Annotated in this window: 14 protein-coding genes; 10 read left to right on the top strand and 4 right to left on the bottom strand. The window is 71.0% G+C overall.

Features of this window, described 5'->3' with window-relative positions; genetic code table 11:
• Positions 1-15: 15 nt before the first annotated feature.
• From ACZ5CR_RS05900 to ACZ5CR_RS05910, 3 genes are read left to right on the top strand one after another with little or no spacing between them, the layout of a single operon-like run.
• Entirely contained in the window at positions 16-1,173 is a 1,158-nt protein-coding gene (locus ACZ5CR_RS05900; protein WP_468853992.1) for an acyl-CoA dehydrogenase family protein, read from the top strand.
• Between the two features lie 24 nt (positions 1,174-1,197).
• A complete protein-coding gene (locus ACZ5CR_RS05905) occupies positions 1,198-2,106 on the top strand; it encodes an acyl-CoA thioesterase (RefSeq protein WP_468853993.1) in 909 nt (302 codons plus the stop codon).
• Between the two features lie 44 nt (positions 2,107-2,150).
• Positions 2,151-3,149, top strand: coding sequence for a cation diffusion facilitator family transporter (locus ACZ5CR_RS05910; RefSeq protein ID WP_468853995.1), 999 nt, complete (start codon positions 2,151-2,153; stop codon positions 3,147-3,149).
• Here ACZ5CR_RS05910 and ACZ5CR_RS05915 read toward each other — a convergent pair.
• Both ACZ5CR_RS05915 and ACZ5CR_RS05920 read right to left on the bottom strand, forming a co-directional pair.
• A complete protein-coding gene (locus tag ACZ5CR_RS05915) occupies positions 3,133-3,921 on the bottom strand; it encodes a phosphatase (protein WP_468853996.1) in 789 nt (262 codons plus the stop codon). The two genes, ACZ5CR_RS05910 and ACZ5CR_RS05915, sit on opposite strands and share 17 nt — an antisense overlap.
• A 95-nt stretch (positions 3,922-4,016) precedes the next feature.
• Entirely contained in the window at positions 4,017-5,558 is a 1,542-nt protein-coding gene (locus ACZ5CR_RS05920; protein WP_468853997.1) for a PucR family transcriptional regulator ligand-binding domain-containing protein, read from the bottom strand.
• 172 nt (positions 5,559-5,730) lie between these two features.
• On the opposite strand from ACZ5CR_RS05920, the gene ACZ5CR_RS05925 reads away from it, so the two are divergent.
• The 7 genes from ACZ5CR_RS05925 (at position 5,731) to ACZ5CR_RS05955 (ending at position 17,222) form a co-directional block, all read left to right on the top strand.
• Complete coding sequence (locus ACZ5CR_RS05925) at positions 5,731-7,200, top strand: sodium:solute symporter family protein (protein ID WP_468853999.1); 1,470 nt, start codon at positions 5,731-5,733, stop codon at positions 7,198-7,200.
• Positions 7,201-7,295: 95 nt separating this feature from the next.
• Positions 7,296-8,276, top strand: coding sequence for an agmatinase (speB, locus tag ACZ5CR_RS05930; RefSeq protein ID WP_468854002.1), 981 nt, complete (start codon positions 7,296-7,298; stop codon positions 8,274-8,276).
• The gene (locus ACZ5CR_RS05935) at positions 8,273-9,958 is read left to right on the top strand and encodes a thiamine pyrophosphate-binding protein (protein ID WP_468854005.1); all 1,686 of its coding nucleotides are present in this window, start codon (positions 8,273-8,275) and stop codon (positions 9,956-9,958) included. Before speB ends, ACZ5CR_RS05935 begins: the two co-directional genes overlap by 4 nt.
• Positions 9,959-10,218: 260 nt before the next feature.
• Positions 10,219-11,166 carry a serine hydrolase gene (locus ACZ5CR_RS05940; RefSeq protein WP_468854006.1) on the top strand — a complete coding sequence of 316 codons (948 nt, stop codon included), beginning with the start codon at positions 10,219-10,221 and terminating at the stop codon, positions 11,164-11,166.
• Between the two features lie 156 nt (positions 11,167-11,322).
• On the top strand, positions 11,323-15,060 hold the full coding sequence (locus tag ACZ5CR_RS05945; RefSeq protein WP_468854009.1) for an ABC transporter ATP-binding protein: 3,738 nt from the start codon (positions 11,323-11,325) through the stop codon (positions 15,058-15,060).
• Between the two features lie 183 nt (positions 15,061-15,243).
• Complete coding sequence (locus tag ACZ5CR_RS05950; protein WP_468854011.1) at positions 15,244-15,639, top strand: hypothetical protein; 396 nt, start codon at positions 15,244-15,246, stop codon at positions 15,637-15,639.
• Between the two features lie 140 nt (positions 15,640-15,779).
• Positions 15,780-17,222 carry a S28 family serine protease gene (locus ACZ5CR_RS05955; protein ID WP_468854012.1) on the top strand — a complete coding sequence of 481 codons (1,443 nt, stop codon included), beginning with the start codon at positions 15,780-15,782 and terminating at the stop codon, positions 17,220-17,222.
• Positions 17,223-17,350: 128 nt separating this feature from the next.
• Here ACZ5CR_RS05955 and ACZ5CR_RS05960 read toward each other — a convergent pair whose 3' ends face one another.
• Positions 17,351-18,004 carry a hypothetical protein gene (locus ACZ5CR_RS05960; protein ID WP_468854015.1) on the bottom strand — a complete coding sequence of 218 codons (654 nt, stop codon included), beginning with the start codon at positions 18,002-18,004 and terminating at the stop codon, positions 17,351-17,353.
• A 113-nt stretch (positions 18,005-18,117) separates the two neighbouring features.
• A complete protein-coding gene (locus ACZ5CR_RS05965; RefSeq protein WP_468854017.1) occupies positions 18,118-19,956 on the bottom strand; it encodes a glycoside hydrolase family 3 protein in 1,839 nt (612 codons plus the stop codon).
• Positions 19,957-20,104 lie beyond the last annotated feature (148 nt).

Raw genomic sequence — 20,104 nt, forward strand, 5'->3', positions numbered from 1 at the left:
TCGAAGGAGTTCTCCGTGCGCCGTACCGTTTTCAATGAGGACCACGAGGCGTTCCGGGAGACCCTGCGCGCCTTCATCGAGGCCGAGGTCGTCCCGGTCCACGAGGAGTGGTTCGCCGCGGGTCAGGTGCCGCGCGAGTTCTACTACAAGCTCGCCGAGCTCGGTCTCTTCGGCATCAGCGTCCCCGAGGAGTTCGGCGGCGCGGGCATGGAGTCGCACAAGTTCGAGGCCATCCAGTACGAGGAGACGGCCCGCGCGGGCGTCAGCTTCGGTGGCTCCGGTGTGCACGTGCTGCTCGCCCTGCCGTACATCAAGGCGCTCGGCACCGACGAGCAGAAGAAGCGCTACCTCGAGAAGTTCGTCTCCGCCGAGGAGATGTGGGCCCTCGCCATGACCGAGCCGGGCACCGGCTCCGACCTCGCGGGCATGAAGACCACGGCCAAGCTCTCCGAGGACGGCACGCACTACGTCCTCAACGGCTCCAAGACCTTCATCACCGGCGGTGTGCACGCCGACCGCGTGATCGTCTGCGCCCGTACGTCCGCGCCCACCGCCGACGACCGCCGCTTCGGCATCTCCCTCTTCGCCGTCGACACCAAGTCCGAGGGCTACTCCGTCGGCCGCAAGCTCGACAAGCTGGGCCTGAAGACCTCCGACACCGCCGAGCTGGCGTTCGTCGACGTCAAGGTCCCCGTAGAGGACCTTCTCGGCGAGGAGAACAAGGGCTTCTACTACCTCGGAAGCAACCTGCCCTCCGAGCGCTGGGGCATCGCCTACGGCGCGTACGCGCAGGCCAAGGCCGCCGTCCGGTTCGCCAAGGAGTACGTGCAGGACCGCACCGTGTTCGGCAAGACGGTCGCCTCCTTCCAGAACACCAAGTTCGAGCTCGCCGCCTGCCAGGCCGAGGTGGACGCCGCCGAGGCCGTCGCCGACCGCGCCCTGGAGGCCCTGGACGCGGGCGAGCTGACCGCTGCCGAGGCCGCGTCCGCGAAGCTGTTCAACACCGAGGTCGCGCACCGCGTCATCGACAAGTGCCTCCAGCTGCACGGCGGCTACGGCTTCATGAACGAGTACCCCATCGCCCGCCTGTACGCGGACAACCGCGTCAACCGCATCTACGGCGGCACCAGCGAGGTCATGAAGATGATCATCGCCAAGGACATGGGCCTGTAAAGATCCCCCTGTAGAACTGCATTCATGAACAAGGCACTTCAAGACCTCCTCGATCTGCTCGACCTGGAGCAGATCGAGGAGGACATTTTCCGGGGCATGAGCCGCTCGGCGCTCGTCCCGCGCGTCTTCGGCGGCCAAGTGGCCGCCCAGGCGCTGGTGGCGGCCGGGCGTACGGTCCCCGCCGACAGTTCCCCAAGCTCTCGGCTTCGCTCGAGCAGGGGAGGCCCCACTGCCCACTCCCTGCACGCGTACTTCCTGCGTGCGGGGGACCCGGGCGCGCCGATCGTCTACACCGTCGACCGGATCCGCGACGGCCGCTCCTTCACCACGCGCCGCGTCGTCGCCGTCCAGCACGGGCAGCCGATCTTCCACCTCTCCGCGTCCTTCCAGACGTACGAGGAGGGCCTGGAACACCAGACGGGGATGCCGTCGGCACCGGACCCCGAGACGCTTCCGACCGCCGCCGAGATGCTGCCGCGCCATCTGCCGTCACACGTGGCCGAGCGCCTGGTCGAGGCCCGCGCGGCCGTCGACCTGCGCTACGTGGACGCACCCCCCTGGGCCACGGTCGGGCAGCCGCGCGAGCCGCGCTCCCAGGTGTGGTTCCGCACGAACGGCAAACTCGACGGCGGTATCGACGCGTCTTTGCTGCACGTCTGCCTCGCCACCTACGTCTCCGACATGACGCTGCTCGACTCGGTGCTGCTCGCGCACGGCCGGGGCGGCTGGGCGGTCGGTGACGTCGTCGGCGCCTCGCTCGACCACGCCATGTGGTTCCACCGCCCGTTCCGGGCGGACGAATGGCTCCTGTACGACCAGGAGTCGCCGTCGGCGTCCGGCGGGCGGGGCCTGGGCCAGGCGCGGATCTGGACGCAGGACGGACAGCTCGCGGTGACGGTGATCCAGGAAGGCGTCGTCCGCGTTCCGCGCTGATCGACGTATCGCGTTCCTCGGTGATCGGACATACCGTCCGATACATGAGTGAGCAGGTCGACAGCAGCAGGCCCGAACCGCCCGAGCCGCCGGAGGGCGGCGGCGAGAGCACCTTCACCGTCATCGTCGCCGCCGTCGCGAACCTCGGGATCGCCGTCGCCAAGGCCGTCGCCGGTGTCATCAGCGGGTCGAGCGCGATGCTCTCCGAAGCGGCGCACTCCCTGGCCGACACCGTCACCGAGCTGCTGCTGCTCACCGCCCTGAAGCGGAGCGAGAAGCCCGCCGACGAGGAGCATCCGCTGGGCTACGGCCCCGAGCGCTACATCTGGGCGATGCTCGCGGCCGTCGCCACCTTCGTCGGCGGCGCCGTCTTCTCGATCTACGACGGCATCCACACGCTGGTGGCGGGCGAGGAGCTGGGCGACCCGCTCATCTCGTACATCGTGCTCGCCATCGCCTTCCTCCTTGAGGGCTATTCACTGCGCACCGGCGTCAAACAGGCACGCGGTGAGGCGGAGCGCTTCGGGGCGTCCTTCGGGCGCTACCTGCGCTACACGCCCGACACCGCAGTGAAAGCCGTCGTCATGGAGGACTCCGCCGCCCTCGCGGGCCTCGTGCTCGCGGCCGGCGGACTGCTCGGCGGGCAGCTCACCGGGTCCGGCGCGTGGGACGGCGTGGCCTCGCTCTGCATCGGTGCGCTGCTCCTGTACGTCGCCTGGGTCCTCGGGCGCAGCAACGCCCAGCTCCTCATCGGGCGCCCGCTGCCCAAGCCGATGCGGGCGGAGATCCGCGCCGAACTCCTCGCCTCCGAGCACGTCGAGGCCGTGCTCGAACTGACGACGCTGCTCCAGGGGCCGCGCGAGGCCCTCGTCGCCGCCAAGGTCGACTTCCGTGACGCTTCGACGGCGGCGCAGATCGAGTGGGCCTGCGAACAGGCCGAGCGTCGGGTGCGGGAGCGGTTCCCCGGCGTGCGACGGGTCTATCTGGATCCGACGCCGGGGTACGCCCAGCGGCGCGAGGAAGGGCTCAACCCGTGGCCGTGAGGCCCGCCGCGTCGAGCAGGTAGGCCGTCATCGGGTCGTAGAGGCGCGGGCTCGTGACGTGGTCGTCCAGCGGGACCGTCACCTGGAGGGTGCCCTCGGCCTCGCCGATGAACAGCGCCGGGTCGTTGCAGTCCGCGTACCCCACGGAGTCGATGCCGCGCTGGCCCGCCCGTCCGGCCCAGCCGTGGTCGGCGACGACGAGATCCGGCAGCGGGCGCCCCTCGCGCAGCAGGCCGTCCAGGATCGCGTTCATCGGCTCGGGGGAGTGCGTGTGCCACAGGGTCGCGCCGCGCTCCAGCATCGCCACGTCCGCGAACTGGAAGACCATGCCCTCGTCGGCGGTGAGGCCCTCCGGGATGACGACGATCTCGCAGCCCGCCGCGCGCAGGGCCGCCGCGGTGGCGCGGTGCACGTCGAGCAGGCCCCCGGGGTGGCCGGTGGCGAAAAGGACCCTCTCCTTGCCGGCCGCCGCCTTGCGCAGACGTGCCGCCATGCGCTCCAGGGCGTCGACCGTCAGCTCCGGGTCGATCGTGTCCTGCCCCTGCCGGAACGCGTCGTCGTCGATCACGCCGCACCGCTCGGCCATCACCGCGAGGACGTCCTGCTCGTCGGTCCAGCGGTCGCCGAGCTCCAGACCGAGCCAGTAGTGGCGGTCGCCGTTCGCGAGCTTCCTGTAATGGCTGAGGTTGTTCTCGCGTGGCGTGGCGACGTCGCCGGCGATGCGGGAGCGTACGAGGTGGTCGACGAGCGCGGCACGGCTGGGTATTGGCATGAGTCCTATTCTGCCGTCGGTCACCCGCTGGTGGCGGGCAGTCCCGAACCCTGGACCTGTGAGGTGCACCCCTCTCCGGTCGAATCGACCCCGGGTCACTTCCTGGTGAGCGCGAACCACAGCTCCATCCGTACGTCCGGGTCGTCCAAGTCCGCCCCCAGGAGCGCCGCGCACCGCGTGACGCGCTGGCGGACCGTGTTGCGGTGGACGCCGAGCGCGGTCGCCGTGCGGTCCCAGTTGCCGTGCAGGGAGAGCCAGGTGCGCAGGGTCTCGGTGAGCGCCGCGCTCCCGCCGAGCGGGGCGAGCAGCACGCGCGCGTGGGCGGCGGCCTCGGCGGGCGCGACCAGAGCGGCGATGCCCGCCTCGCGGTGCCGGACGAGCGGCGCGCGGGTGGCCTCGGCGCGGCGCAGGGCGCGGTCCGCCTGGGCGTCGGCCGCGGGCAGGTCGCCGGGGGACGCGGGGGCGGAGGCGCCCAGGGTCCAGCCCGGCTGTCCGGTGAGCTCGCGGTCGCCGACGAGCAGGAGCCGTACGAGATCCTGGTCCGGGTCCGTGTCGACCAGGCCGCTGCCCAGCGCGGCGGCGAGCGCGGAGGCGGCGACGGAGTGGGCCACCGGGTCGTTCCCCGCATCCCCGCGCGCGTGCACCACGGTCCACTCATCGGCCCCCAGCAGAGGCGCGACATCGCCCGCCGCCGAGCCAAGAAGCAGCCGCACGAGCGCCGCGGAGCGCACGGAATCGGCGGCCCCCTGGTGCTTGCCCGTAAGGAGCGAGAGCAGCACGACGGCCACCCCGGTGATGGTGTGATCCCCCGGCTCGCGCTGCTCGGCGGCGACCCCGAGCGCGAACCCCTGCCCGCCACCGAGCGCGTACGCGGTGAGGTGGGCGCCGCCCATGGAGTCGGTGGCCGACGCGGGGACGGGCCCTGGCCGCCCCGCCGGACATACGACTTCGGAGAGGTCGTGCACTGCCTGCCGCACCCCCGTCCCCGGAGCCGTCCCCGCCGTGTGGAGCACCGCGCCGTCCGGCGCGTAGAGCGCCGCCCAGCCGCCCAGGCGCGCCGCGAGCTGCCGCAGCACCGCGGGCACCGGGTCCGGGCGCGCGGCGGCCGTGGCGAGGCCCTGCTGGGCCTCCGTGACGCGGCGCAGCTCGGCGAGCCTGGCCTCCGCCACCAGCTGCCACACCGCGCGGGCGACCCCGCTGAACGTCGTGCGCGGCGGCACCTCAAGGAGCGGCAGGCCGTAGCGGTCGCAGGCCGTCACCAGGGCGCGCGGCACCGTGTCGTGCACGGGCGCGACGCCGAAGCCCAGGGCCGCGCCGCCCGCCTCGACGATCCGCGCCACGTAGTCGCCGAGATAGACGCCCGCACCCACCGGGTCCGTGATGTGCACGCCCGCCGTCAGCAGCAGCTCGCCGCCCAGGAGGTACGGATACGGGTCCGCCATCTCCGAGGTGTGCACCCACTGGACGGCCGCCCCGCTCTCCCCGGCGTCGGGGCCCGCGATCTGGCGCAGGCCCAGATCCTCCCGGGCGAGGAGCGCGGTGAGAGGAACCGGCGGAGTCGGGGGAGTGATGGGTGATGCGGGTGAGGCAGGCGAGGAGGAGGCGGCAGAGTCCGGCACGGTGGACGATCCATCCATCTTGGTCGTGAAGAGTGGATGAAACGTACACTTCAGCGTTGCTTTCCGGCCACCTAGTGTCGTGCCGACCCCAGGCCACGGGTACGGGCGGATGTCCCCGCGGCCGGTCGTTGCCACCCCCTCACCCCCATCTGCACGACACGCCACCGAGGTGCGCGAAGGAGGGCCCCCTATGGCCGTCGACTACACAGTGATCGTCGTCTATCTCGTCGGGATGCTCGCGATGGGCTGGTGGGGCATGCGCCGCGCCAAGTCCAAGAGCGAGTTCCTGGTCGCGGGACGCCGCCTCGGACCGTGGATGTACTCCGGGACCATGGCCGCCATCGTCCTCGGCGGCGCGTCCACCATCGGCGGTGTCGGCCTCGGCTACCAGTACGGGCTCTCCGGCGCCTGGATGGTCTTCACGATCGGCCTCGGCCTGCTCGCGCTGAGCGTCTTCTTCTCGGCGCGCATCGCACGCCTGAAGGTCTACACCGTCTCCGAGATGCTCGACCTGCGCTACGGCGGACGCGCGGGCATCATCTCCGGAGTCGTCATGTGGTCGTACACGCTGATGCTCGCGGTCACCTCGACCATCGCGTACGCCACGATCTTCGACGTCATCTTCGACATGAACCGCACGCTCGCGATCATCCTCGGCGGCTCGATCGTCGTCGCGTACTCGACGCTCGGCGGCATGTGGTCGATCACGCTCACCGACATGGTGCAGTTCGTGGTGAAGACCATCGGCGTGCTGCTCCTGCTGCTGCCCATCGCGGTCGTCAAGGCCGGTGGCTTCAGCGAGATGAAGGCCAAGCTGCCCACCGAGTACTTCGACCCGCTGGGCATCGGCGGCGAGACGATCTTCACGTACGTCCTGATCTATACGTTCGGCATGCTCATCGGGCAGGACATCTGGCAGCGCGTCTTCACCGCGCGCAGCGACAAGGTCGCCCGCTACGGCGGCACCGTCGCCGGTACTTACTGTCTCGTCTACGCGATCGCGGGCGCCGTCATCGGCACGGCGGCCAAGGTCATGTACCCGAAGCTGCCGAGCGCCGACGCGGCCTTCGCGACCATGGTCAAGGACGAACTGCCCATGGGCGTACGGGGTCTGGTGCTCGCCGCGGCGCTCGCCGCCGTGATGTCCACGTCCTCCGGAGCGCTCATCGCCTGCGCCACCGTCGCCAACAACGACATCTGGTCGCGGCTGCGGGGAGTCGTGAAGGCGGACGGAGCGGACGACGAGCCGCACGACGAGGTGAAGGGCAACCGCCTCTTCATCCTGATCATGGGCGTCGCCGTCGTCCTCATCGCCATCGCCCTCAACGATGTCGTCCAGGCGCTCACCGTCGCCTACAACCTGCTCGTCGCCGGTCTCCTCGTGCCGATCCTCGGCGGACTGCTGTGGAAGCGCGGCACCGCGGAGGGCGCGCTCGCGGCCATCGTCGCCGGTGGGCTCTCCGTCGTCGGGCTGATGTGGGGGTACGGAATCCTCGCGAACGAGCCCATCTACTACGGCCTGCTGATCTCCCTCGGCGTGTACGTCGTCGTCTCCCTCGCCACCAAGCCCACCGACGCGAACGTCCTCGCCGCCTGGCGCGAGCGGCTCGCGGGCCGGGGGTCCCAAGAAGCGGAACCGGAATCGCCGGTGGCCGTCTAGTCCTGCGCGCGGCCCACTGCCCGCGTCACTGTCAGTGGGCCGCGCGACACTTGTCCCAGCAACACAGCATTCGTACCAGCAGGAGGAAACCGACCATGAGCAGCGCCGAGACCCCGACCCCCCGCGGCCCGGTCGATTCCTCCCGCGTCCCCCGGTACGCGGGCCCGGCGACGTACGCTCGGCTGCCCCGCCTCGACGAGGTCGGCGGCAAGACGGACGTCGCGGTGGTCGGCGTGCCCTTCGACACGGGTGTCTCGTACCGCCCCGGCGCGCGCTTCGGCGGCAACGCGATCCGTGAGGCCTCGCGGCTCCTGCGTCCCTACAACCCCGCCCAGGACGCCTCCCCCTTCGCCCTCGCGCAGGTCGCGGACGCCGGTGACATAGCCGCGAACCCGTTCAACATCAACGAGGCCGTGGAGACCATCGAGGCCGCGGCGGACGACCTCCTCGGCTCGGGCGCCCGCATGATGACGCTCGGCGGCGACCACACCATCGCCCTGCCGCTGCTCCGCTCGGTCGCCAAGAAGCACGGCCCGGTCGCCCTGCTGCACTTCGACGCGCACCTGGACACCTGGGACACGTACTTCGGCGCCGAGTACACCCACGGCACGCCGTTCCGCCGGGCCGTCGAGGAAGGCATCCTCGACACCGAGGCGCTCTCGCACGTCGGCACACGCGGCCCGCTCTACGGCAAGCAGGACCTCACCGACGACGAGAAGATGGGCTTCGGCATCGTCACGTCGGCGGACATCTACCGCCGAGGCGCCGACGAGGTCGCCGACCAGCTGCGCCAGCGCATCGGCGACCGCCCGCTGTACATCTCCATCGACATCGACTGCCTGGACCCGGCCCACGCGCCCGGCACCGGCACCCCGGAGGCGGGCGGCATGACGTCGCGCGAGCTCCTGGAGATCCTGCGGGGGCTCTCCTCCTGCAACCTCGTGTCGGCGGACGTCGTCGAGGTCGCCCCCGCCTACGACCACGCGGAGATCACGGCCGTCGCCGCCTCGCACACCGCGTACGAGCTGACGACGATCATGTCCCGCCAGATCGCGGAGGGGCGGGCGGCCAAGTGACGCACGACCACGACGTAGTACTGCGCCCCACGGACGCACAGCAGCAGGCGGCCCTCAACCCGCCCGAGGGGCGCAACGGCGGCGACCTCGTCGTGGAGACCCTCCAGGGCCTCGGCGCGACGACGGTCTTCGGCCTCCCCGGCCAGCACGCGCTCGGCATGTTCGACGCCCTGCGGCGCTCGTCCCTGTCGTACGTGGGCCTGCGCGTCGAGAACAACACGGGCTTCGCGGCGGACGCGTACGGCCGGATCACCGGTGAGGTGGCCCCGCTGCTGCTCTCCACCGGACCCGGCGCGCTGACCTCGCTCGCCGCGCTCCAGGAGGCGGCGGCCGGTTCCTCGCCCGTGCTCGCGATCGGCAGCCAGATCCCGGTGGCGGGGCTCGGCGGCGGCCGGCACGGATACCTCCACGAGCTGCGCGACCAGCAGGCGTCGTTCCGCGACATCGTGAAGTCCGTCCATACGGTCCGCACGGCCTCGCAGATCCCGTCCGCGATCGCGGCGGCCTGGGAGTCGGCGCTCACCGCCCCGCACGGCCCGGTGTGGGTGGAGATCCCGCAGGACGTGCTGCTCGCGGAGACGACCCTGCCCGTCGTCACCGCCATGGACGCGACCCCGGACGAGGTCGTCCCGCGCCCCGAGCTGACCGCGGTCGCTGCCGACCTGCTCTCCCGGGCCGAGCGCCCGGCGATCATCGCGGGCGGCGGAGTCGTCCGCTCCGACGCGAGCGGCAAGCTCCTCGCCCTCGCCGAGCTGGTGAACGCGCCCGTCGTCACGACCTTCGGCGGCAAGGGCGCGTTCCCCTGGGAGCACCCGCTGTCGCTCCAGTCGTGGCTGGAGGACCGCTACACCACGGACTTCCTGGAGGACGCGGACGTCCTCCTGGTGGTCGGCTCAGGGCTCGGCGAGCTCTCCTCGAACTACCACACGTTCAAGCCGCGCGGCCGGGTCGTCCAGATCGAGGCGGACGCCGGGAAGCTGGAGTCCAACCACCCGGCGCTCGGCATCCACGCGGACGCGCGCCTCGCGCTCTCCGCGCTCCTGGAGACGATCGACACCCGCCGCGAGGACGCATCGGCCCCCGAGCGGGTGCGGACGGTCCTCGCCAAGGTCAAGGAACGGATCGCCGCCCAGGAGCTCACCCTGGAGCAGCAGGTCCTCGCCTCGGTGCGCGACGCGCTCCCCGACGCGGCGCCGTCCTTCTGGGACATGACGATCCTCGCGTACTGGGCGTGGTCGGCCTTCGACGCGCGGCGCCCCAACACCATGCACTCGGCGCAGGGCGCGGGCGGCCTCGGGTACGGCTTCCCCGCGGCGCTCGGCGCGGCGGCGGCGGACCCGACCAAGCCGGTGCTCGCCGTCTCGGGCGACGGCGGCGCGATGTACTCGATCGCGGAACTGGCCTCCGCCAAGCAGCACGACCTCCCGGTGACCTGGCTGATCGTCGACGACGGCGGCTACGGCATCCTCCGCGAGTACATGTCCGACGCCTTCGGCGAACCGACGGCGACGGAGCTCTCCCGCCCCGACTTCGTCGCCCTCGCGGAGTCCTTCGGAGTGCCGGGCGTCCGCACGACCCCGGAAACCCTCCGCGACGACCTGGCGAAGGCCCTGGCGGCCCCGGGCCCCTCGGTGGTCGTTCTCCCGGCCCTACTCCGCATGTTCGAACCGACGCACCTCTAAGAGCCAGAGCCCGCACCCGGCCGCCCCCCCCTGGCCCCCGCCTGTCCGCGTCCGATTGCGGAAAAGTCCCGGCGCCACCCCGCGAAAAGCGGGTGACGCCGGGACTTCTTTGCAACCGGCTTGTCACAGGTCGGTTCTCCGGTCCGAAGGTGTGCAACCTCTTGTTGTTCTTGTTGGTCATGAGGGGCGAGTGCGCCGGGGGGCGCGCTTGTACGGGCCCCGTGGGTCTTGTACGGACCCAAGGGGATGGGAAGAATCCGATGACTCACCCGATATCCGGGATATCCAGGCGTGCCCGCGTGCTCTCGGCGGGCCTCGCCGCCGGAGTACTCGTGCCGCTCGGCACCGCAGCGACCGCCACGCCCGCCGTCGCCGCGGCGGCACCGAAGGTCACCTGCACCTCCGCGCAGACCGGCCTCGCCGCCAAGCTCACGAAGGACATCACGGCGGCGCTGAAGAACCGCAAGGGCACCGTCGCGATCGGCCTTCGCGACCGCACCACCGGCACCACTTGCACCCTGCGCTCGACCACCTCGTTCGACTCGGCGAGCGTCGTCAAGGCGACCGTCCTCGCGACGCTGCTCTGGGACGCGAAGAAGACCGACCGGAAGCTGACGGCCCGCGAGTCCGACCTCGCGTACGCCATGATCACCAAGTCGGACAACGCGGCGACCAGCACGCTCTGGCGTCAGCTCGGCACGGGCAAGATCAAGGCGTTCCTCAAGGCCGCCAAGATGACGAAGACGGTGCCGGGATCCGGCGGGTACTGGGGCCTGACCCAGATCAACGCGGCCGACGAGCAGAAGCTCCTCGCCCAGATCACCGCCGAGCCGGGCGAGGACTCCGTCCTGAGCGACAACGCGCGCGCCTACATCCTCAAGCTGATGGGCAAGGTCGTCTCCTCGCAGCGCTGGGGCACCCCGGCGGGCGCGCCCGCCGGGGTGAAGATCCACGTCAAGAACGGCTGGCTGCAGCGGTCGACCCACGGCTGGCGGGTGCACAGCATCGGCGCGTTCAAGGGCGGCGGCCACGACTACACCCTCTCCGTGCTCACCCACGGCAACAGCACCATGAACTACGGCGTCGCCACCATCCAGGGCGTGGCCAAGGCCGTCCACAAGGACCTGGCGCCCACGGCCGCCGCGTCCCAGCGCTACACCCCGACGGACACGCCGCAGGAGGCGCTCGTGTCGGTCCCCGCCGGCTGACGGATCCTGCCGCTCTGCTGCGCGTGTTCGAGCCCGCCCACCTCTGAGTGGTCCTAGGTCCAACGACCTGTCTTTGTTGCGGTGGGATGAAATCCTCATCCCACCGCGTTGGGCCTCTCGGCAGGTCAGGTCGAGGGCGACGGGATGAGGCAGCACGTGGTGGAGCAACGGGGCGAGTCCGAGCGGGAGAAATCCGGCTGGGCGAAACGACTGACCGGGTACGCGTGGCGGCACCCGAAGGACGTCTTGCTCGCGCTCGGCTCCTCACTCGGCGGCATGGCCGTCATGGCGCTCGTCCCGCTCATCACCAAGGTGATCATCGACGACGTCATCGGGGACAAGACGCGCTCCATGGGCCCCTGGGCGGGCGCCCTCATCGGCGCCGCCCTCCTCGTCTACGTCTTCACCTACATCCGCCGCTACTACGGCGGCCGCCTCGCCCTCGACGTCCAGCACGACCTGCGGACCGAGATGTTCGGGACGATCACCAGGCTCGACGGGCGGCGGCAGGACGAGCTGTCCACCGGGCAGGTCGTCGGGCGTGCCACCAGCGACCTCCAGCTCATCCAGGGTCTGCTCTTCATGCTGCCGATGACCATCGGCAACGTCCTCCTCTTCGTCATGTCCCTCGTGATCATGGCGTGGCTCTCCGTGCCGCTCACCCTCGTCGCGCTCGCCGTCGCCCCCGCCCTCTGGTTCATCGCCAAGCGCAGCCGCAGCCGCCTGCACCCCTCCACCTGGTACGCGCAGGCCCAGGCCGCCGCCGTCGCCGGAGTCGTGGACGGCTCCGTCTCCGGCGTACGCGTCGTGAAGGGGTTCGGCCAGGAGGAACAGGAGACCGGGAAGCTCAGGGAGGTCGGCCGCAAGCTCTTCGCGGGCCGCCTTCGCACCATCCGCCTGAACTCCAAGTACACGCCCGCCCTGCAGGCCGTGCCCGCGCTCGGGCAGGTCGCGATGCTCGCGCTCGGCGGCTGGCTCGCGGTGCGCGGGCAGATCACGCTCGGTACGTTCGTCGCCTTCTCCAGCTATCTCGCCCAGCTCGTCGGGCCCGTCCGCATGCTCGCCATGGTGCTCACCGTCGGCCAGCAGGCCCGCGCGGGCGCCGAGCGCGTCCTGGAACTCATCGACACCGAGCCGACGCTGAAGGACGGCACCAAGGAGCTGCCCGCCGACGCCCCGGCCACCGTCGAGTTCGACGACGTCTCCTTCGCCTACGAGGACAGCCGCCCCGTCCTCGACGGGCTCTCCTTCGAGATCCGGCCCGGCGAGACCCTCGCCGTCGTCGGCACGTCGGGCAGCGGCAAGTCCACCGTCTCGCTGCTGCTTCCCCGCTTCTACGACGTGACGCACGGCGCCGTCCTCATCGGCGGGCACGACGTGCGCGAGCTGACGGCCGACTCGCTGCGGGCCGCGATCGGCCTGGTCCCCGAGGACTCCTTCCTCTTCTCCGACACCATCCGCGCCAACATCGCGTACGGACACCCGGACGCCACCCAGGAGGAGATCGAGACCGCGGCCCGCGCCGCCCAGGCCGACCGCTTCATCTCCGAGCTGCCCGACGGGTACGACACCACCGTCGGCGAGCACGGACTCACCCTCTCCGGCGGCCAGCGCCAGCGCGTGGCCCTCGCCCGCGCCATCCTCACCGACCCCCGCCTGCTCGTCCTGGACGACGCGACATCGGCGGTGGACGCGCGCGTGGAGCACGAGATCCACGAAGCCCTGCGCGACGTCATGGCCGGGCGCACGACCCTCCTCATCGCCCACCGCCGCTCCACCCTGAACCTCGCCGACCGCATCGCCGTGCTCGACGGCGGAAAGCTCGCCGCGATCGGCACGCACGAGGAGCTGACGGAGGACTCCCCGCTCTACCGGCGCCTGCTGACCGACCCCGACGAGCTCGGCGGCGTCTCGCCGGGACACGCGGTCCCGGTCGAACTTCCCGAGGACACCTCCGTACGCGACGAGCTGGACGCGGAGTTCGACGCCGAGCGCGGCATCACCCCACAGCTCTGGGTCGGCGACCGGGAGCCCAAGGACACCGCGATGTCCGGGATGCCCGCGACGCCCGAACTCCTCGCGCAGGTCGACGCGTTGCCCCCGGCCACCGACACCCCCGGCATCGACGAGGCGCGCGCGGTCAGCACGGAGGAGTCGTACGGGCTCCGCCGCCTCCTCGCCGGATTCGGCAAGCCCCTGCTGCTCGCGCTGCTCCTGGTCGCCATCGACGCGGGCATGGGCCTGCTCCTGCCCATCCTGATCCGGCACGGCATCGACGAGGGCGTCTCACAGCTCGCGCTCGGCGCCGTGGGGGCGGCCTCCGGACTCGCGCTCCTTGCCGTGCTCGTCCAGTGGACCGCGCAGATCGGCGAGACGCGGATGACGGGACGGACGGGCGAGAGGGTGCTGTACTCCCTCCGCCTGAAGATCTTCGCCCAGCTCCAGCGGCTCGGACTCGACTACTACGAGCGTGAGTTGACCGGGCGCATCATGACCCGGATGACGACGGACGTGGACGCCTTGTCCACCTTCCTGCAGACGGGTCTGGTCACCGCCTTCGTCTCCGTCGTCACCTTCTTCGGCATCATGGTCGCGCTCGTCGTCATCGACGTGCAGCTCGCCCTCGTCGTCTTCGCGACGCTGCCGCCGCTGATCATCGGTACGTTCTTCTTCCGCCGCTCCAGCGTCAAGGCGTACGAGCTGGCGCGTGAGCGTGTCTCGGTGGTCAACGCCGATCTCCAGGAGTCCGTCGCCGGGCTCCGCATCGTGCAGGCCTTCCGGCGCGAGCGCTCGGGCCGCGAGAAGTTCGCCAAGGGCAGCGCCGACTACCGCAGCGCCCGCATCCGCGGGCAGTGGCTGATCTCCATCTACTTCCCGTTCGTGCAGCTGCTCTCGGCGGTCGCCGCGGCGGCGGTCCTGATGGTCGGCGCGGGCCGCGTGGAGGCGGGGACGCTGACGACCGGCGCCCTGGTCGCCTACCTCCTCTACATCGACCTGTTCTTCGCGCCCGTCCAGCAGCTCTCCCAGGTCTTCGACGGCTACCAGCAGGCCACCGTCTCGCTCGGCCGCATCCAGGAACTGCTCCAGGAGCCGACATCGACCGAGGCCGCGGACGAGCCGCTCGACGTCCTGTCCCTGCGCGGCGAGATCGCCTTCGAGGACGTGGACTTCGCGTACGGCTCCGACGACGAACCGGAGGAGGCGCTGAGCGACGTGGCGCTGCGCATCCCCGCAGGCCAGACCGTCGCCTTCGTCGGCGAGACCGGCGCGGGCAAGTCGACCCTGGTCAAGCTCGTCGCCCGGTTCTACGACCCGACCGGCGGCCGGGTCACCGTCGACGGCACCGATCTGCGCTCCCTCGACCTCACCTCGTACCGCCACCGTCTCGGTGTCGTACCGCAGGAGGCCTATCTCTTCGCGGGGACGGTGCGCGACGCGATCGCCTACGGGCGGCCCGACGCCACCGACGCCCAGGTGGAGGCCGCGGCCCGCGCGGTCGGCGCGCACGACATGATCGCCACCCTGGACGGCGGCTACCTCCACGAGGTCTCCGAGCGCGGTCGCAACCTCTCCGCCGGACAGCGCCAGCTGATCGCGCTGGCCCGCGCGGAGCTCGTCGACCCGGACATCCTGCTCCTCGACGAGGCGACCGCGGCTCTCGACCTCGCCACGGAAGCGCAGGTCAACCAGGCCACCGACCGCATCGCGGGCAAGCGCACCACGCTGGTCGTCGCCCACCGCCTCACCACGGCAGCCCGCGCGGACCGCGTGATCCTGATGGACCACGGCCGGGTCGCGGAGGACGGCACACACGAGGAGCTGCTCGCGCTCGACGGGCGGTACGCGACACTGTGGCGGACGTTCGTGGGGGAGACCGAGCCGTCGACCGCGTAGCCCGTCGAGCACATCGGGTCGGCCCGTCGAGCACATCGGGTCGGCCCACCGAGCACATTGGGTCAGCCACCGAACACATCGGGTCGGCCCGTCGAACGAATCGGGGCGGGCACGCAACCGGAGGCGCCATGGTCCGCGTCCGTACATCAGTACGCTGAGGCGGAAGTGTCGGGAGGGAAACTGGTGAGCAGTGGTCGAATACGGCGGAGCCTCGCGCTCGGCGCGGCCGTCCTTGCGGCTGCCGTCCTGCTCGGTGCCGCGGGCGCCGGCACGGCACAGGCACAGGCGTCGGCGGGCCGCTGCGCCGGGCACAAGGTGCGCACCCTCTCCTTCAGCACGGGCAAGGTCGTCGTCTACAAGATCCGCGGCTACGTCTGCGCCGTCACCCTCGCCAAGCGCCCCGGCGCCCGCAAGACGATGTCGGTCAGCGTCCAGGCCCGCGGCAACCGCCCGGCCAGGGACAAGGGCAGCTACACGCATCACGCGGGGCCGGTGACGGTGCACGCGGGGCATCGGTGTGTGTGGGTGAAGGGGAAGGTGGGCCGGGGGAGCACCAGCTCGGGCTGGATCCTGTGCTGAGGCCGTACTGAGCACACGTACTCCCTTTGCGCCCCCTTTGTGACGTACTGCGTTCTGATGTGACGCAAGAGCCCCTAGGCGTGAGCGAGTTGCTCCGATAAGTTCCGGCGGACGCAATCGCGAAACCTAGGGGAGAGTGCATGCGCAAGGCGCTCAGATGGCTGCTGTCGCTCGTGGTGCTGATAGGCACCGCGGGCACACTGAGCACGGCAGGGGCGGCCACCGCCGCCGAGCCGCGGGCCATCGACACACAGGCCGCCGACACACGGGCCGCGGACATCAAGGACCGGCTCCTCGCGATACCGGGCATGAGCCTGATAGAGGAGAAGCCGTACGCCGGCTACCGCTACTTCGTCCTCAACTACACCCAGCCGGTCGACCACCGGCACCCCTCCAAGGGCACCTTCAAGCAGCGCCTGACGGTCCTGCACAAGGACACCACCCGCCCCACGGCCTTCTTCACCAGCGGCTACGGAGTCTCGACGACCCCCAGCCGCAGCGAGCCGACGCGGATCATCGACGGCAACCAGATCTCCCTGGAGTACCGCTACTTCACGCCGTCCCGCCCCGAGCCCGCCGACTGGTCCAAGCTGGACATCTGGCAGGCCGCGAGCGACCAGCACCGCATCTTCAAGGCGCTCAAGCCCATCTACGACAAGAAGTGGCTGACGACCGGCGCCTCGAAGGGCGGCATGACAGCCACGTACTACGAGCGTTTCTACCCGCGTGACATGGACGGCGTCGTCGCGTACGTGGCCCCCAACGACGTGGTGAACAAGGAGGACTCGCGCTACGACGAGTTCTTCAAGACGGTCGGCACCAAGGAGTGCCGCGCCAAGCTGGAGGCCGTGCAGCGCGAGGCGCTGGTGCGCCGCGAGCCGCTGGAGAAGAAGTACGCCGCGTTCGCCGCTGCGGGCAACTACACCTTCAAGACCATCGGGAACCTGGACAAGGCGTACGAGGCCGTCGTCCTGGACCTGGTGTGGGGCTTCTGGCAGTACCAGCCGGAGTCCGCGTGCGCCGACGTCCCCGACGCCAAGTCCGCCTCCGACCAGGTGATCTTCGACTACGTCGACGAGGTCGGCGGCTGGACCTCCTACACGGACCAGGGCCTCACCCCGTACACGCCGTACTACTACCAGGCCGGTACGCAGCTGGGCTCGCCCGACATCTCCCAGCCCTGGCTCGGAAACCTGAGCCGCTACGGCTACCAGCCGCCGCGCAACTTCGTGCCGCGTGACATCCCGATGAAGTTCAAGTCCGGTGCCATGGCGGACGTGGACCGCTGGGTGCGGCACAACTCGCAGCGGATGCTGTACGTCTACGGCGCGAACGACCCGTGGGGTGCGGAGCCGTTCCGCCCCGCGAAGGGCGCCAAGCACGACTCGTACGTCTTCACCGCCCCGGGCGCCAACCACGGCGCGAACGTGGCAGGCCTCGCCCCCGCGGAGAAGGCCAAGGCCACCGAGCGGATCCAGGCGTGGGCCGGAGTCTCCACCACGGAGTCCCCCAAGCCCCTGGCTCCGTACGACGCGAAGCTCGACCGCAAGGACGCGGACCGGGAGCTGACCCTGCGCCGCTAGCGGAGATCGCACCGTCGATCACCGGCTCCGCCGAGTTCGTCCTCGATCGCCGGACAGGCTGAGAATCCTTCAGCCGTCCGGCGATCGGGGGCCGGGGTCCGGGGCGGGGTGGGGGAAAAGAACCCTGCTCACACCCGCACCGCACACCCCACCGGCCGCGCACCCCCCAGCGACACATACAGCTGCGTGGCAGCAGGACACAGGGCCCGCTGCGAGACCGCCACCGTCACCCGGTACTCCGGGGCCTTCGCCCCTGACCCGTCGCAGGCGGTCTCCCGGACCTCCCCCCGCCCCGCGCCGTACACACAGTCCCCCACCCCGGTCCGAGGCCCGCCCCCGCCCCCGGGATCCCCAGGATGCGGCGACTCCAGGTTCCGCATGCAGGCGTACCCCCGCGGCACCTTCCCGTTCCCGTCCTCGTCCCTCGCGGGCCGGTTCTCATTGATGTGGAGCACGAAGTCCGTGCGGGCAGGGCACGGCGGGCCCTCGGCGACCTTGCCGTCGTAGCGGGCGATGACCCGCGCCGCCGCCCGCTCACTCGTGCAGGGCACTTCGGTGAAGGACCCGCGCCCCCGCGAACCGCACTCGTCCACGGCGAGGAACACGGCTCCGTAGCCGGACGACGACACCGACGACGAGGGATTCCGGTCGTCCAGCCGCCCCGACGCCCCGGGACCCGATCCCGCCCCCGGATCCGAGGACTTCTGGCAGCCGGTCACGGCGGCGCACACCGCGAGCACCGCCACCACCGCGATGTTCCTGCCAAGCAGGGTGAGCAGCATGGCGAACCCCCCGATAGGTGCAGCCAGCGTGACCCGCGGGAGCGGGCGCACGCCAGGTGCGTGGGGTGCTTTGGGCCAGGTGGAGGTGGCACGCCGGTGGCGGGGCGTACGCCTCAGTACGTCAGGCCGTACCCGACCGGATACAGCACCTGCGCCGGATCGTCCGCCCGCTGCACCGGCACGGGCAGCCGCCCCTGCGGCTCCGCGCGCCCCGCGATCACCCGTACCGCGGCCCGCAGTTCGACATCCGTCCAGCAGTACGCGGCGAGGGACGCGCCCACGGTCCGCACCCACGCCACGTCGTACGTATTGCGGATCGCGAGGGCGACGACCGGGACGCCGGTCGCCACAAGAGCCTCCACCAGGGCGATCTGAGCGCTGCCCGCCCCCACGTTGTACGTGCCCACGAGCACCGCGTCCTTGCCCGCGGCGGCCGCCACCGCCTCGGCGATCTTCGACGCGGAGGGAGCCGTGCCCGTCGGCAGCACGGTCGGCGAGAAGCCGAGGTCCGTCAGCTCGCGCCCGATGACGGTCGTCGGCGGCCCCGTGGTCCCCGACGGCGACGCCGGATCCGCGCCCACGACGAGTACGTCACGCTGCGTACGCCGTGACAGCGGAAGCAGCCCGTCCTCGTTGAGCAGCAGCGTCGTCGTCTCGTCGGCGATCCGGTCGGCCGCGCTGAGATGCGCGCGTGTACCGACCGCCCGGTCGACGCCGCGCGAGGTGACGTACGGGTCGGAGAACAGGTCCAGTTTCGATTTGAGGCGCAGGATCCGCAGCAGCGACACGTCGAGCCGCGCCTCCGTCAACTCGCCGTCCCGTACCGCCTGGAGCACCGCGTTCCAGGCGATCTCCGGCTTCGGCGGGTTCAGGAGCTGGTCGACGCCCGCCTTCAGGGCGAGCACCGGCACGCGGTCGTCGCCGTACTTCGTGCGGACGCCCTGCATGCCGAGCGAGTCCGTCACCACGACCCCGTCGTAGCCGAGTTCCTCGCGCAGGATGCCGGTGAGGATGGGATGCGAGAGCGTGGCCGGGTCCTCCGCGGGATCGAGCGCAGGGACCACGATGTGCGCGGTCATGATCGAGTCGATGTCCGCGGCCACCGCCGCCCGGAACGGCGGGGCGTCCAGGGTCTCCCACTGCTCACGGGTGTGGTGGATGTACGGCAGCTGGGAGTGGCTGTCGTCCTTGGTGTCGCCGTGCCCGGGGAAGTGCTTGGACGTCGACGCGATGTCCGTGCCCTGGTACCCCTTGACCTGGGCGGCGACCAGACCGGCGACCGCTTCGGGGTCCGAGCCGAAGGAGCGTACGCCGATGACGGGGTTGGCCGGATTGACGTTCACGTCGGCTACCGGGGCGTAGTTCTGGCGGATGCCGAGCGCGCGGAGTTCGGCCCCGGCGATCCGGGCCGCCTTGCGCGCGGTGGAGTGCGAGCCCGCGGCGCCCAGGGCCATCGCGCCGGGCAGGAGCGTGGCGGGGATGCCCACGCGGGCCACGGCGCCGTGCTCCTGGTCGGTGGAGATGAGCAGCGGGACGCGGGAGGTGGGGGACTGCTCCGGGTCGTCTGGGGTGAGGGCAGCGCGCTGGATGCCGTTCGAGAGGTCGGCGATCTGCTGCGGGGCACGGGTGTTGTGGGCCCAGCCGAAGTAGATGATGCCGCCGAGGTGGTACTTGGCGACTGCTTCGGCGGCGGTGCGGACGCCCAGTTCCTCGAGGTTGGCGTCGATGTCCGCCTGGTCGGGCTCGGTGGCGGAGTGGCCGTACACATGCATCACGAAGAGCTGGCCGACCTTCTCCGCGAGGCTCATGCGGGAGATGATCTCCCGCAGCTTCCGGTCACGGCCGCGGTCTCCGCTGCCCGCCGCATGGGCGCCGGTGGGCGCGGCGAGGGCCGTCGCCGCGACGGCCGTGGCGGTGAGCAGAGTACGTCTGGAGGCGTTTCGGTGGGACATGTGCGCTCCTTCGGAGACGGACGCCGGCTGAAGGAAACTTTCCGAGTGTCACGGATATCCCGAAGATTTCTGCCGGTCAAGACAGTCGGCAGCCACGGTGGAGGAGAGGGGCCGTCACCGGTGCTGTTGAAGGGGGGCGCACCGGTGA

The sequence above is a fragment of the Streptomyces sp. NPDC031274 genome, assembly GCF_055570235.1.

Excerpts from the sequence above, each read along its gene's own strand:
- ACZ5CR_RS05915 (WP_468853996.1), bottom strand. The coding sequence starts at position 3,921 with ATGCCAATACCCAGCCGTGCCGCGCTCGTCGACCACCTCGTACGCTCC.
- ACZ5CR_RS05905 (WP_468853993.1), top strand. The coding sequence starts at position 1,198 with ATGAACAAGGCACTTCAAGACCTCCTCGATCTGCTCGACCTGGAGCAG.
- ACZ5CR_RS05960 (WP_468854015.1), bottom strand. The coding sequence starts at position 18,004 with ATGCTGCTCACCCTGCTTGGCAGGAACATCGCGGTGGTGGCGGTGCTC.
- ACZ5CR_RS05920 (WP_468853997.1), bottom strand. The coding sequence starts at position 5,558 with ATGGATGGATCGTCCACCGTGCCGGACTCTGCCGCCTCCTCCTCGCCT.
- ACZ5CR_RS05965 (WP_468854017.1), bottom strand. The coding sequence starts at position 19,956 with ATGTCCCACCGAAACGCCTCCAGACGTACTCTGCTCACCGCCACGGCC.
- ACZ5CR_RS05910 (WP_468853995.1), top strand. The coding sequence starts at position 2,151 with ATGAGTGAGCAGGTCGACAGCAGCAGGCCCGAACCGCCCGAGCCGCCG.
- ACZ5CR_RS05940 (WP_468854006.1), top strand. The coding sequence starts at position 10,219 with ATGACTCACCCGATATCCGGGATATCCAGGCGTGCCCGCGTGCTCTCG.
- ACZ5CR_RS05955 (WP_468854012.1), top strand. The coding sequence starts at position 15,780 with ATGCGCAAGGCGCTCAGATGGCTGCTGTCGCTCGTGGTGCTGATAGGC.
- speB (WP_468854002.1), top strand. The coding sequence starts at position 7,296 with ATGAGCAGCGCCGAGACCCCGACCCCCCGCGGCCCGGTCGATTCCTCC.
- ACZ5CR_RS05925 (WP_468853999.1), top strand. The coding sequence starts at position 5,731 with ATGGCCGTCGACTACACAGTGATCGTCGTCTATCTCGTCGGGATGCTC.